Consider the following 14431-nt stretch of genomic DNA (forward strand, 5'->3'; position numbering starts at 1 on the left):
CAAGATCATTCCCGGCGGCACCCAGGAGCTTCGCCCCCGCCGCATCCCACTCTCTACTTGCACGAAAGACGGTCGCGCAGGAAACTGGAATGTTACTTTTCCCCGTCTTCTTTGTCAATTGGCTATAGGCCCATGCCGTTGACACTTCCACTTCCGGGACGACGACGAGCACGTGGGAAGCATCCACATCGGGGAGGGGATAGACTTCCTCTCCTCGACCCACGCCCAGAGCTGTTCCCCCGTAGAAGAAAAACGGCACATCCGACCCGATGCGCGCTCCCAGCTCCAGCAACTCGCCCTCGGTCACCGACAGCCCCCACAATCGCGTCAGAGCCAGAAACGTGACGGCGGCATTGCTGCTTCCACCTCCCAACCCCGCAGCCACGGGAATGCGCTTCTGGATCCGAATTCTCACCCCCCGGCGCGTGCCGGTGGCTTCGCGCAGAAGCACTGCCGCACGATGGACCAGATTTCGCTCATCCGTCGGAACCGAAGGATGATCGCACTCGACCGCGATGGTGGATTCCACCGGCGTGAACTCCAGCCGATCGGTCAGATCAATCGTTTGCAACACGGTGCGAATCTCTCGATAACCGTCGGGTCGAGGCCCAATCACTTCCAGCATCCAGTTGATCTTGGCGTAGGAGGGCAGGATCATCAGGGATCGAGGAAAATCTGAGTGAAGTAATACGCTCCGCGAGCCGATTGAGCGACTCCGATTCCCGTCTCCCGAAATCGGGGATCGAGGATATTCTGCCGGTGGTTCGGGCTCATCATCCAGCCGTGAATGACCACGAGCGAGGGGACGACTTCCTCATAACAGAGGGCGAGGTTCTCGGCCGCCCGCTTCCAGCGGGAAAATCCCGCACGAATGAGCCGCACTTCCAGTGACTCGCCCCGAGAGCTGATATGCGCCAGCCTATCGCGCTCGGCCATATCCCGGCTCTGTTGCTGGGCCAGGCTCCACAAAACCGGGTGCACCCGGAGCGGCGGCAGCCCGCGAATGATCCGCTCGGTATTGACATTGTCCAGCGTCCACCAGGCCACTTTCTCGCAGTAGAAGGGATCGGTCCAGCATGTGGTCGAGGACGCGCCTCCCGCGGAGCGCACGACCGCGGGCGCTCCGGACGGCGGGCTCACGGCCACAACCCCCAGGGCGATTGCCATGGCGAGCCTCACTCCCGTCATCGCCGCCGATGTGAGTCGTTACTTCCGACTCTTCTCCTCCCTCAGTTTCTGGAGTTTCTCCTCGATGCGCTTTTTCTCGCGGGACTCGCGGGCGAGCTTGTAGGCTCGCTCAAACAACTGCTCGGCTTTTTCCACCTTCCCCTTGCGGAGATAAAGATCACCGAGATGCTCATGGATGGTGGCATCGCGCGGCTGATAGATCAACGCCTGCTGCAGGTAATGCTCGGCTTCATCCAACTGCCCCAATTGAAAGTAAACCCAACCGAGACTATCGAGGTAAGCTCCGTTGGTCGGATCAATAGTGACGGCGCGGCGGATCAACTCCAGAGCCTCCTGCAATCGTTCACCGCGCTCGGCGAGATAGTAGCCGAGGTTATTGAGAGCAACGGCATTGTCGGGATCGCGATCGAGCAGCATGCGCAGAGTCGCTTCCGCTTCGGCAAAGCGATTCAACCGCTCCTGGGTGAGGCTCAGTTGGATGAGCAGCATATTGTTTCGGGGATCGCGGCGGAGGGCTTCCTGGATGGCGGCTTCGGCTTCTTTGTAGCGCTCGGCTTCGGAGAGGACCTGCGCTTTGGTGGAGAGAACTTCGATGTCCTCGGGGGAACCGGTCAGCAGACTGTCGAGCAAAGCCACCGCTTCATCGAGCCGACCCAGGCCACCGAGCGCCTGCGCCTGGAGCAGCTTGAACATCCGCTCCTGCGGATAGCGGCGCGCCGCCTGCTCCGCGTGTACGAGCATCTCGCGGTAGTTTTGCTCCTCCCGCAACGTATCAATGGCCAGCAGATCGGGCCGCGTGCTCGTGGGGCCGAGAATCTGGCGCATCCGCTCGAAGGTCTTGAACGCCTCCTCCCGACGACCGGCCTGACGATAAGCGAGTGCCAGACTCGTCAACACCTGTTCCACGGCGCGGCGAAACCGATCCGAGACCGATCCATCGGGATTGAGCAGGGCCTTGAGCATCCCCTCATAGGTGGCTACAGCATCATCCACCTGGCCCACTTCCTCATAGGTTTGCGCCAGGGTGAATTGCAGTTCGAGACTCTCGCTCGTCTCCAGCCCCCGAAGCGCAGTGCGCAACGTTTCGATCGCTTCGTTTCGCCGCCCGGCCCGACGATAGGCCTGGGCCGTCAGTCGCAACGCCTCTATATTACGGGGTTGATCGGCGAGAATCTTGCGCAGAATCTCGACCGCGTCGTCATATTTCCCGGCGAAGATGAGGGCCTCGGCGAAGTTGATGCGCAGCTCGCTATTGCTCGGATCGCGATCAAGGGCCTCACGATAGGTGCGCAGGGCTTCGGTCGTGTGCCCCTGATAGAGCAACGATTTGGCCAGCACCAGGGCATAATCCGAATCGGGACGAATCGTCAAAGCCCGCGCTGCATTCTCGGCGGCCCGACGGTAATCCCGCTTGTCAAAATAGATGAGGGCCAGACGATAGAATGCCTGATCCGCCGTCGGATCCCCGCTGGTCCATCGCTCCAGGGCTTCCTTTAACTTTTCCTCCTCTCCGAGCAGCGCGTACATCTGCGCCAGCGATTGCCAGGCTTCCAGGTCCAGCTCATCGTCCTCGACGACCTGGCGGAATTCCTCGACGGCCTTGCGCGCTTTCTCCCGATCATTGGCGCTCAGCGCCTCTTCTCGATAGATCAAGCCGAGCAGCCGATGGGCGTCGGCATTGCGAGGGTCGAGCGCGAGCGCCTGTTCCGCCTCACGTCGGGCATCGGCGGTATTGCGCAACCGATAATAGAGTTCGGCCAGCGCTACGTGAGGCTGAGGAGCCTGCGGATCCAGCTCGATCACCTTGCGGAACGTCTCCTCCGCTCGATTGAAATCGCCTTGCATGGCATAGCGCATCGCCTGCGCGTAGGTCAGCAGCGCCGTCGCACGTCGTCTGGTTTTCTCATCAAGGGGTGGTCGGCCGCCCTGATCGGTCGTCTCGGGCGGAGTCTTCTGCGTCACCGCGCGGGAGGAAATCTCCCGGTCAACCGGCATCCCCATGAGAATCAGCAGGCACGCGAAGCCCAAACGGATGCCCCTTCGAAGCGGGCTCGCGCTTGCCCGCTCACGCTCGGTCTGACGCACCACCCCGCGCATGGATTCGAGAGTATCGTGATGTCCCTTCACTCGGTCACTCCTGTTGCCGTTTGATAGGCTTCCACCAGATCAAACCACTTCGAGCGGCGAGGAAAATTGTAGAGGATCAACAACGCCCCCACTCCCCCCAGTCGCATCATATCCTCCATCATCCGGGAGAGCAAACTCATGACGAGCCCGACGATGGCCACCACTTCGCCGAGCACTGCCAGGAGGATCGTCATGGTGGAGAGATGATCAACCAGTCCGCGCACACCCCGCGTCATCACCACGCGAGCCAACCGATCACTGCCCAGCATTGCCCGCCGGAAAAGGATCAGGCCGATGCTGTAGACGAACGCGAAGCCATACGCCATGCGCCGCAGCTTCTGATACGCCAGGGCCGATTCGATGCTCACGCCTCCCATCTGACCAACAAGAAATGCGACCAGGAAGTAAACGACGACCGAAGCGAGCAGAGCGAAGACGACAACGAGCGTCATCTGGTGTCGGCGCATGATGTATTCGGTCAGCTCGGTCATGGTTCGCTCGCTCCTTTGCGCGGCTGCGCTCCCACCATCTGCCCGTTCTCGATGACGATCTCATCGCCGGTCGCCGGTTTTCCGTCAGGCCCCAGGGATTCGAGGCGATAACCGCGGGTTCGGACGGAGTAAACGTAGCTCCGGTGCCAGTAATCTTCGCGGATGACGCGGGGCAGATAGGCGGGCGTCAGATGATCAATGAGTCCGACGAAATCCGTCGCTGGAGGAAGAACGCCTCGTTCGCTGCGATAGGCCTCGATGGCACGGGCAATGGTACGAAGATCTTCGGCGGTGCGACGCGCTTTCTCCGCCTGCACGGCGGTCGTCCACAGCTCCACGTTCTCCCACTGTCGGTCCCCGATGCGCACGTCGGTGATCTCCCATCTTCCCTCCCGCCGGGTGAATTTGAAGGCCGTCAGGACGAAAGCTTCTACGATGGCGTCGCGCCCGAAAAAGGTCTCAATCCGGCGAATCTGAACGTTTTCTACGGGCAGATTGGCTCCGCCCAGCGTGGCGATAAGCCGACGCGCATGGCCCGGAGACAATTTCTCCTCGGCCAGCACACCGCAGAAAAATGCGGCGACCACCACGAGCAAATACGCAATCCGCTTCGCCTTCTCGCCCGCTCGTTTTATCACACCGCAATAGTAACAAACCGTTCAGGGGTTTGGCCAGCAGGCTGTGAGGGTGGGGTGCGGTGAGTGAGAATGTGCCGTCCTCCACCCGTCGCACCCCGCCAGCCGTGGGATCGCCGCTTCACGCCCGGTCATATCTTCCGGTGCCACTCCAGCGGCCATAGATCCAGGTAAGCTCGCCCAGCCGATCTCGCACCGCCTCCGTCAGCGCTGAGGGAAGAAACCGCCAGCGCCAGTTCCCGCTCGGACAGGCCGGGCGATTCATCCGCGCTTCACTGCCCAGGCCCAGAATATCCTGTAGAGGAATGATGGCCAGATCCGCCACCGACGCAAGAGCAGCCCGAATGAACGCCCAGTGAATCTCTCGACCGTCGGTGCCGAGGTAGCGGGCAGCGAACTCCCGCGATTGTTGCTCGGCTTCCCTCGAGCGCGTGCCCTGATCCAGGTTCCTCCACCAGCCCACGATCGTGTCGTTATCGTGTGTGCCGGTATAAACGCACAGATTCCGCTGATGATTGTGAGGCAAAAAGGGATGATGCGGATCACCGTCGAAGGCAAATTGCAGGACGGCCATTCCGGGAAAACCACAGGCTTCCCTCAACTGTTCCACTTCCGGCGTAATTATTCCGAGATTCTCGGCCACAAAGGGGAGCACGCCGAGTTCATTTCGCAACGCCTCAAACAAAGCGGCTCCCGGCCCCTTCACCCATCGCCCCCGAATGGCCGTCTCCTCACCTGCGGGAACTTCCCAGAAGGCCTCAAATCCACGAAAATGATCGAGCCGGACAATATCCACAAGCTGAAGCATCACCCGCACGCGCTCGATCCACCAGCGGTATCCGGTCTCGGCCAGGGCCTCCCACCGGTAGAGCGGATGACCCCACAACTGTCCCGTCGGGCTGAAATAATCAGGCGGGACACCGGCCACCACCACCGGCCGACCTTCTTCATCGAGCTGGAACCAGTCGCGATGAGCCCAGACATCAGCGCTATCGTAGGCGACAAATAAAGGCAAATCGCCCATCAACCGTATCCCGCGCGCGTGACAATACCGTCGGAGTTCTGCCCACTGCCGGAAAAAAAGATACTGGTAGTAGCGGTGTCGCGTGATCTCTTCTGCCGCCCGTCGCTGCCACCTGCTCACGGCTTCTGCCTGCCGGAGCGCAATTGCCCGCTCCCACCGATTCCAGGAAGCGCCACCATGCGCCTGCTTGACGGCCATAAATAGAGCAAAATCGTCGAGCCAATCGGCCTGTTGCTCGCAAAAGGCATGAAACTTGTCCTTTTCGGTCGCTGATGCCGAGGCCTGGAACCGCTCGTAGGAGCGCCGCAACAACTCGCCCTTGACCTCAATGACCCGACCATAGTCAACGGTGCCTTCCGGGAACACCGATGCCGCCTCGACCTCGGAGCGTTCAAGAGTGCCATCCTCCACCAGTCGGTCCAGGCTGATGAGCAACGGATTTCCGGCAAAAGCTGAGAGTGTTTGATAGGGCGAATCACCGTAGCCCGTCGGACCGAGAGGCAACACCTCCCAAATGCCCTGCCCGCTCGAGGCCAGAAAATCGGCAAACCGATAGGCCGACGGGCCGAGATCTCCTATGCCACACCCGCCCGGCAGCGACGTAACGTGCAGCAGAATTCCACTCGTTCGAGCAAATCTCATCCGGCGCGTTTCTCCCTTTACCAGGCGTCTGCTTTCTCGTCTGCACCAGCTCGGTAAGTCTGTCTCCAATTGCAGCCATCGTCAACATACAAGCCCCGTCGTCGAAAAGAGCCGGAGAGGGCACACATTCGCGCCGAGTTCTAAAGACATCGTCGAAATTGCCCGGGAAAGGCGCCGAATGAGGGGAAGGTCTCTCTGCCCCTGGACAAATCATCAGCGGGGGGCTTTTGATCTGCGGGCGATTCTATTCTGGAGCGATTGCCCTGAACGGTTAGCGAGATTTTGGAAAGAACGGAGGGCTTCCATTTTTTCGGATGTGATTTCCGAAAAAATGGAAAAAGGGTGGTCAAGCTATTCAGCTAACTGACTGTGTTTCTATTGCTTGAGCTTTAGACCTCTCGCGGCACATTAATTGCTACCCCTTTGGTGCCCCTGTTTGACAGAGGCGGATCAGATTTCCCCCTTCCGGGGGTATTTCACAAACTGAGGAGGTAACGATGAAGAGACATCATGGAAGGTACCTGGGAATCCTCGCAGGGCTTCTCCTGGTGAGCTGGTTCTCGGTTGTATCGGCTCAGGTACGTCCTGTGGGACAGATCGTTGGTGTCGTTCAAGACCCGACGGGAGCTGTTGTCCCCGGGGCCGAGGTGAAGCTCGAAGATGAGGCAACTGGCGATACCCAAATCAGGAAAACGGGTCCCGACGGAGGTTTTGTCTTTCTGAACCTCAACGTTGGGACCTACAAGGTGACGGTGACAATGTCGGGTTTTCGGACCGCCGTCTATTCGGGAATCAAAGTGGATGCCGCGCGTACGACCAACGTGACCGTCACGCTCCAAATCGGCGAGATCGCTGAAGCCGTCGAAGTGATTGGCGGACTTGAGGTGCTGGAGCGAACGACAACAACCATCGAGACGACCGTCCGAGGCGATATTGTCCGGCGACTGCCGTTGAACAATCGCGATACACTGGATTTCACGCTGTTGATGCCCGGAGCCCAGCAGGGCGGAACGGCCCGTCAGAGCACGTTCCTCGGCCTGCCCAAAGGGGCCATCAATATCACGATGGACGGCGTCAACATTCAGGATAATCTGCTCAAGAGCGCTTTTGGCGGTGGCATGTTCACCATCATCCGGCCGCGCTTGGATGCCGTCGAAGAGGTGACGGTTAAGACGGCAGGCGTGGGCGCGGAGGCAGCGGGAGAAGGAGCGGTCCAGATTCAGTTCGTCACCCGTCGAGGGACGAACACCTTCCGCGGGACGCTCTTCTGGGACCACCGCAATGACGCGCTCAATGCCAACACGTGGTTCAACAACGTCCTCGGACTGCGGCGGCCCAGGAACCTGCTCAATGTCTTCGGTGGCAATGTGGGCGGCCCGGTCTGGAAGGACAGGATCTTCTTCTTCTTCAACTACGAAGAGTTCAGATTGCCGGAGTCGCGTCCGCGAGAGAACCTGATCCTCACGACGGAAGCGGCCCAGGGCATCTTCCGGTATCGAGGAACCGATGGCACCGTGCGCACGGTGAATCTCCTGGAGGTGGCGAGGGCAGCCGGGTTCCCGGGCACAATTGATCCCACCATTGGAGACATGCTGCAGCAGATCAACGCGGCGCGATCGCGGGGAGCGATCAGCCCGTTCGACCTCTTCCGCGAGCGGTATCGGTTTGAAGCTCCCAGCATGCAGGTGCGACGCTTCCCCACGTTGCGCATGGACTATCACATCACGGACAAGCTGCGGTGGCATGGGGTGTGGCACTATAACTACTTCTCCTCGTTACCGGACACGTTGAATTCGATGGATCCCACATTCCCTGGCCTGGGGAAGCCGGCCGGCCAGTATTCCAATCGCTTTTCCGTGACAACGGCCCTTCAGTACACGATCACGTCGAACACGAACTATGAATTTCGCTTTGGAGTTCAGGGAGCGCCTGTGCAGTTCTTCCCCGAATCGGGACCGGAGATCTATCCGGCGGGCGTGCGCATCCTCTGGCCGCTTGGCTTGCAGAGTCTGCACGCGCGTCCGGGAGCCGCGGGAACCTCACTCGCACTTCCGTCGAGTCGAAACACCCCGGTCTACAATCTGCAGAACACCCTGGGTCTTGTGCGCGGAAAGCACTCGTGGGTTTTCGGTGGAACATTCACGCGCGTGGGCTTTATTGACAATTCCTTTGGTGGGGCAGGTATTCCCACGGTCTCCTTTGGTGTGGTGAGTGGAGATCCCGTCGCCTCGGTGATTCAGGCGGGATTGCCCAACATCAGCACGACGGATCTCGGGAATGCGCTGGCGCTCTATGCGCTGCTGACGGGCCGGATCTCCGGCGTCTCCGGGAGTCGCAACGTGGATGAGAGGACGAAGCGGTACGTTCATCTTGCTCCACTGGTGCAGCGGGCGCGGCAGGACGAATTCGGCCTCTACTTCATGGATTCCTGGCGCGTGACGCCGGCGCTGACGCTCAACTACGGCTTGCGCTGGGAGTTCCAGGGGGCAGCCGAGAACACCAATGACATCTACACGAGCCCGCGGGCGGAAGATCTCTGGGGCATCTCCGGCGTCGGCAACCTGTTCAAGCCGGGTCTCTTCCGTGGGATCGCCGATCCGCAAATCGAGCAGCGCTCGCGCAAGGTCTATAACCGCGACTTCATCAATCCGGCGCCGAGCTTTGGACTGGCCTGGAATCCGCGATTTGAGAACCCCTTCTTCCGCTTCCTGTTCGGAGACGAGCGCAAGTCGGTCTTTCGAGGAAGCTATTCCATCGCGTACACGCGCGAAGGGCTCAGCCACTTCACTCAATTCGCTGGCGGCAACCCGGGTCTGACGCAGTCCATCTCGCTGACGGCGGGCGTAGACTTTCCAATCGGCGGGCTGCTCCTGCGGGATCGGTTGCCGGCATTCAGCGAAGATCCGCCGAGCTTCAGCTTCCCCACACCGCTTTCGCGCTTCACCTTCATCGGAGGCAATTTCTTCGCCTTCGATCCCAACATCCGGACGCCGTATGTCCAGTCGTGGTCCTTCGGCTGGCAGCGCGAGCTGACGCGCGACATGGCGATTGAAATCCGCTATGTCGGCAATCGCGGGACGAAGCTCTGGCGCGGGTTCAACCTGAATGAGGTGAACATCTTCGAGAACGGGTTCCTGCAGGAGTTCCTCAATGCCCAGCGGAATCTGGCCATCAGCCGGGCCCAGGGACGCGGCAATCGCTTCGACAACCAGGGATTGCCGGGCCAGGTTCCCCTGCCGATCTTTGAGGCGGCCTTTGGCGCCCGTGGCCGTCAAGGGGCACTCCCGTTGGCCTCCGGGTTTGGAAGCGCTTCTTTCGTCGCCCTGCTGGATCAGGGTCAAGCGGGAGCCCTGGCCAATGCCCTGGCCTCTTCGGCAACATTCCTCTGCCGGGCGGTCGGAAGCGCCCTCCCGCGTTGTGCAGCTCTTGGCTTCGATGCACCGGGGGTCTTGCCGGTCAACTTCTTCCAGGCCAATCCCTATGCGGCCAACCGTGGCGTATGGCTGTTGACGAACGCCTCCTTCTCCACCTACAACGGGCTGCAGCTCATTTTCCGACGGCGCCTAGCGCAAGGGTGGCAGATGACGGCTCACTATACCTTCTCCAAGGCCCTCACGGACCTCTACGCCGATTCCGCTGTTTCGAGCATCTCCTTCAGCACGCTGCGCAATCGGCGGATGGACAAAGGGCTTTCACCCTGGGACCTCACCCACGTCTTCGTGAGCGACTTCCAGTACGAGCTGCCCTTCGGTCCCGGTCGGCGCTGGTCGTCCAGCTCGGGCGCCCTCAACCGGCTCATCGAAGGATGGTTGATCGGTGGAATCGTTCGCGTTCAGTCCGGCCGTATCTTCCGGCTCACGAGCGGGCGAGCCACGGTGAACCAGTTTGACTCCGGCGTCATCCTCAAGGGGATCACGATCAAGGAATTGCAAGAGAAGATCGGCGTTCGGAAGGTTCCCGGCGCTCGTGACATCTTCTTCGTGACTCCGGACCTGATCGGACCCGATGGCCGCTCCAATCGGGCGATCCTGGACGTGCCAACGACGCCCGGTCAGTTCGGCTCGCTCGTTTTCCTGCGTGGTCCTCGATTTGTCAAACCCGATCTCACGCTCCAGAAGCGCACGCGGGTGACCGAGCGGATCAACGTCGAATTCTGGGCCGAGTTCTTCAATGCCTTCAACTACCAGAATTTCCTGATCGGCGGCCCGAATGCGGCGGGCATCACGCATAGCATTGACTCGACGGCCTTCGGGCGCACGACCGAGTTCTTCAACGATCTGGGCAATCAGGATCCGGGTCCGCGCATGATCCAGTTCCGCATCCGGGTGAACTTCTAGGCAAGCCGAGGGAGTGCAAGGCACCCCTTGCACTCCGTCTCCGGACAAGGGGAGAGGCTTGAAGCGAGCTTCTCCCCTGCTTTGTGACGAGTTGCGGGGCTTCCACTCGCTTCTGGAACGAGTGGGCCTGGCCTGCCTGAAGAGACTACTCGTCCCCTCGTCTTCTCATTCATGATCCCTACTTCTTTGGGCTTCGGACCTTTTTTGGATGTCGCCGCCTTTCATCGAAAAAGTGCACATCGGGCCGATTCTTTTGGCCCATTCTTTCTGGCAAGCGCACAGGCCGACAGGATGCGGCTTGACTTTGGTTTGTCGTTCGTAATACTATGGCTGCCGCGTGCAAACGGCAGGGCGGCGACGACAGGAGGCGTAAGCGAATGAACCTGAGAACGGGTGTGACGCGGCTTGTTCTTATTCTTCTCCTCATCTCTCGAACTCCTCTACTGGTGGCGCAGGCTGCTTTGGGCGAAGTGATGGTCACGGGCCAGGTGATGGTCAACGATGTCGCGATCACCTCGGGCAGCACGGTGTTCAGCGGGAGTCGGGTGCGAACGCTGGCAGGTTCGCGGGCGATTGTTAATCTGCGTTCGGGAAGCGGACTGCTGGCTGTGGAAGCAGAGGGTGACTTGCGCCTGACCCGCATCGGCCAGGAGGTGGCCGTTGAGCTGACCAAAGGAGACATTATGCTCCGCCTTCAAGCGCCCTCGGTGGTGACTGTCTCAGATTTGACCGTTCGCTCCGCCGGCGGGAACGTCTACCGCGTCGCTGTGGATGGTCAGGGAATCATCGTCAACGCTCTGGACAAGCCGCTCACCATTCGGGTCCAGGGACGGGAAACCCTGTTGCCTTCGGGCCAGACCTATCTGAGCTGGGATGAGCGGGTCCAATCCGGGTCCGGGCAATCCTCTCCTCAACAACCGTCGCCTCAGCCGCAACCTCGACGTCAGCGCCGTGCCATCATCATCCCGGCCCTTATCATTGGCACCGTGGCCATTGCGCTCGGCCTGACGGTAGCGCACGGCGAGAGAACGAAAGTCGTCAGCCCGGTCGCTCCTCGCAGGTAATGCTGGCGATGTCTCCTCTTGTGGCCAGGCGAATTGTCCTGAAGCTGGATCACTCGTGGCAACGGGTGAGTTTTTTTCTCATCGGCTCCGGATTGATCGCTCTCGCGTGTCTGGCCGTATTCCGGGAATTTCACGGGCTGGCCTGGGCGGCTCTCTACAAGGATGTCGAGGGATTACAAAACGCTTTGCGTTACGTTCCCCGTGATCCGCAGGTGCACCAAGAACTGGGAACGATCTATCTGCTGGATCCGGCAGCGTTCGATCCGGCGAAAGCTCTCCATCATCTGAAGCAGGCGGTGGCTCTTTCGCCCTACGATGTTCGGGGATGGATCGGTCTGGGCCGGGCTTACGAGCAGCACGGGGACGATGCGCACGCTGATGCCGCCTATCGCCGGGCGATGGAGCTTGCACCGCATCACGTTCATCCGCACTGGATTTACGCCAATTTTCTCCTGCGCAGCGGTCAGCGCGAGCGCGCTCTGACCGAACTCCGTGCGCTCGCCGGACGGGCGGAATCGCTCGTAGGAAATATCTGTGATCTCCTGTGGAGTGCGACCGGCGGAGATGCCGGAGTTCTCGTGACCCTGGCCTCGACCCTGACGCCGCATGCCCGCGTTGTCGTCAGCCAGTTTCTCCTCACGCACGACCGCGATGCCGAAGGAATCGGTCTGTGGCGCTCGCTGCCCCGGAACGCGCTGAAGATGGAGAGCGGAGAGAGAATCGTCGCCGCCTTTATCCGTCAGCGCCGATGGGACCTCGCACACCAGGTCTGGCGGGAGATGATGAACATCACCGCTGGCGATGCTCCGGAGTCTGAGTTCGCCTTCTGGAACGGAGAGTTTCACCGTCCGGTCACCAACAGCGGTTTCGATTGGCATGTGCAATCAACCGCTGATGTGACAGCGACCATTGATACGACCAGCGGCTTTACCGACGATCGTTCCCTGCGACTGGACTTTCGCCGGCATGAGGGCGTCCGCTACGCCGGGACGCGCCATCTCGCTTTGGTGACCCCATCAACTCCTTACGTCCTGCGCTTCGTCTACAAGACCGAGGGCATGTTGAGAAAAAACGGTCTGGCCGTGGAAGTGGCGGATGCCGACGATCCCGCGCGCTGGCGGGTGCGAACCGAACCGCTGCAGGAGACCGGTCAATGGATCGAGAAACGAATATCGTTCGTCACGCCGCCCGAGGCGCGCGCTGTCGTCGTGACCATCGTGCGTGAACCGATCAGTCGCCTCTATGACTACATCGCCGGACGCATCTGGTTTGACTCTTTCGCCCTTGAATCAGAAAGTCGCTAACCAACGAGATGGAGATGATCAGAGAGGTCCCGGCCGGCACCAGGAGCATCTCCGGCAACGGAGAGCGCATGACTCGGATCCTGGACCGCGTGATCGTTATCGGCCTGCTGGGAGCGATCGTCGTAGCTCCCTGGCTTTTTGGCTCGGTCGAATTTTACGCCCGCCATCTGCTGACGGTCTGGTTGCTCGTTCTGCTCTTGCTCTGGAATGTGAAGGCGATGCGCGAGCGGCAGTGGATTCTTCAGCTCACACCGATTCACGGCGTGCTTGTGGCATTCGTCCTGGTGGCCGTGATGCAATCGCTCCCGCTGGGTCCTCTTTTGTCACGTCCGTCATTCCCTTCGATTCCGGACACCCGGTCGCTGGCGGAAGCGACCTCGCTCTCGCTCGATCCGGCGACGACGCGACGCACGGCCGTCACGCTGGCGACGCTCGTCGGTTATTTTTTCCTAGCCACCCACTTTCTGGCCACGCGGCGACGGTTGCTGGCTACGGTGATCGTCCTCATCCTGCTGGGATTCTCCATCGCTCTCGTGGGGGTGATCCACAAACTGACGTCCAACGGGAAGCTCCTCTGGTTCCGGGATGTGGAGGCCATTGAGATCGCCTTCGGACCGTTCGTCAATCGCAATCACTTCGCCGGATTCATCGAGATGATTCTGCCCTTGCCGCTGGCTTTGATTGTGGCTCAGGGGGTCGCCCGGGATAAGTGGATTCTCTACGGCTTTCTCACCGTTGCCCTGGGAACGGCGCTTGTGCTGTCGGCCTCACGGGGAGCACTCGTCGTGCTGGCAGCTCAATTGGTGGCCCTGCCGGTGCTCTCCCGCTGGATGTCGCAACAGCACGGGCAAAGGGCGGAAGATGCATCCTGCTCCGTCGCACCGAGGGGCCGCCGATTCCCCCGTCCGACAGTACGGGCAGCCGCAGGCGTTGTGATCCTCGTCGCCGGTATCTCGCTCGGCGTCGTTTGGATCGGAGCGGAACCCGTCATCAGCCGGTTCTCGTCGGCCAATCCTGACATGCGTTCTCAAAAGGACGAGGCCATGACCGCCGCAACGGACACGGGCGAATCTCTCAGTCGCCCGACCATCTGGCGGACAACGATGCGCATGATCCGCGATCACCCCTTTCTGGGGGTTGGACTCGGAGCCTATCCGGTCGCCTACACGCGCTATGATGAAGCGACGGGGTTTTATCGAGTCGAACAGGCCCATAACGATTATCTCCAAATCATCGCCGAGGCGGGAGTGATCGGCCTTCTCTTACTCATCGCCTTTATGATCGCCGTCGGTCGAGCGGCGGGGGCGGCGCTCGCTTCCCCGATGGTCGTGGAACGGTCGCTGGCGCTCGGTGCCGCGCTCGGCTGCTGGGGGATTGCCGTTCACAGTCTGTTCGACTTCAATCTTCAGGTGCCGGCCAATGCCCTCCTTTTTCTCCTGCTGGTTGCCATTTTGACGATCCTGGGAAGCGAGAAGTCGCCGGGGGTACTGACGCGATCGGAGAGCCGCTCGATCTGAGCAATCCGGGGAAATTTCGAGGCAGTTTGGACAGCGAGAAGCTGGCGCTCGGTTCGCCTCGAAGTTTCGCTCACTCGCCCAAGGCCACGCCCTCGGAGTCCG

At 60.5% G+C, this 14431-nt stretch carries 10 protein-coding genes; 4 read left to right on the forward strand and 6 right to left on the reverse strand.

The annotated features are described in order from the left end of the window. The 6 genes from ispE to malQ all read right to left on the reverse strand — a co-directional run. Window positions 1-625 (reverse strand): 4-(cytidine 5'-diphospho)-2-C-methyl-D-erythritol kinase (ispE, locus tag VNM72_04955; GenBank protein ID HXF04748.1); only part of this gene is annotated, 625 nt, incomplete at its 3' end. A gap of 32 nt (window positions 626-657) precedes the next feature. Beyond that, window positions 658-1188, reverse strand: a complete 531-nt coding sequence (locus VNM72_04960) for a CAP domain-containing protein (protein ID HXF04749.1) — start codon at window positions 1186-1188, stop codon at window positions 658-660. Between the two features lie 18 nt (window positions 1189-1206). After that, on the reverse strand, window positions 1207-3315 hold the full coding sequence (locus VNM72_04965; protein HXF04750.1) for a tetratricopeptide repeat protein: 2109 nt from the start codon (window positions 3313-3315) through the stop codon (window positions 1207-1209). Then, the gene (locus tag VNM72_04970) at window positions 3312-3806 is read right to left on the reverse strand and encodes a hypothetical protein (GenBank protein HXF04751.1); all 495 of its coding nucleotides are present in this window, start codon (window positions 3804-3806) and stop codon (window positions 3312-3314) included. Before VNM72_04970 ends, VNM72_04965 begins: the two co-directional genes overlap by 4 nt. Next, window positions 3803-4444, reverse strand: a complete 642-nt coding sequence (locus VNM72_04975; GenBank protein ID HXF04752.1) for a type II secretion system protein GspG — start codon at window positions 4442-4444, stop codon at window positions 3803-3805. The genes VNM72_04970 and VNM72_04975 overlap by 4 nt, the downstream gene beginning before the upstream one ends. A gap of 118 nt (window positions 4445-4562) precedes the next feature. Then, window positions 4563-6107: a 4-alpha-glucanotransferase gene (gene malQ, locus VNM72_04980; protein HXF04753.1), complete on the reverse strand. Its 1545-nt coding sequence runs from the start codon at window positions 6105-6107 to the stop codon at window positions 4563-4565. A gap of 497 nt (window positions 6108-6604) precedes the next feature. Here malQ and VNM72_04985 point away from each other — a divergent pair, with 497 nt between their 5' ends. The 4 genes from VNM72_04985 (at window position 6605) to VNM72_05000 (ending at window position 14329) form a co-directional block, all read left to right on the forward strand. Next, window positions 6605-10444: a carboxypeptidase-like regulatory domain-containing protein gene (locus VNM72_04985; GenBank protein ID HXF04754.1), complete on the forward strand. Its 3840-nt coding sequence runs from the start codon at window positions 6605-6607 to the stop codon at window positions 10442-10444. 377 nt (window positions 10445-10821) lie between these two features. Next, entirely contained in the window at window positions 10822-11508 is a 687-nt protein-coding gene (locus tag VNM72_04990) for a hypothetical protein (GenBank protein HXF04755.1), read from the forward strand. Next, complete coding sequence (locus tag VNM72_04995) at window positions 11508-12812, forward strand: tetratricopeptide repeat protein (protein HXF04756.1); 1305 nt, start codon at window positions 11508-11510, stop codon at window positions 12810-12812. Before VNM72_04990 ends, VNM72_04995 begins: the two co-directional genes overlap by 1 nt. Before the next feature lie 68 nt (window positions 12813-12880). Then, window positions 12881-14329, forward strand: a complete 1449-nt coding sequence (locus VNM72_05000; GenBank protein HXF04757.1) for an O-antigen ligase family protein — start codon at window positions 12881-12883, stop codon at window positions 14327-14329. The last annotated feature ends 102 nt before the right edge of the window (window positions 14330-14431 follow it).

Source organism: Blastocatellia bacterium (assembly GCA_035573895.1).
Lineage (GTDB): Bacteria > Acidobacteriota > Blastocatellia > HR10 > HR10 > DATLZR01.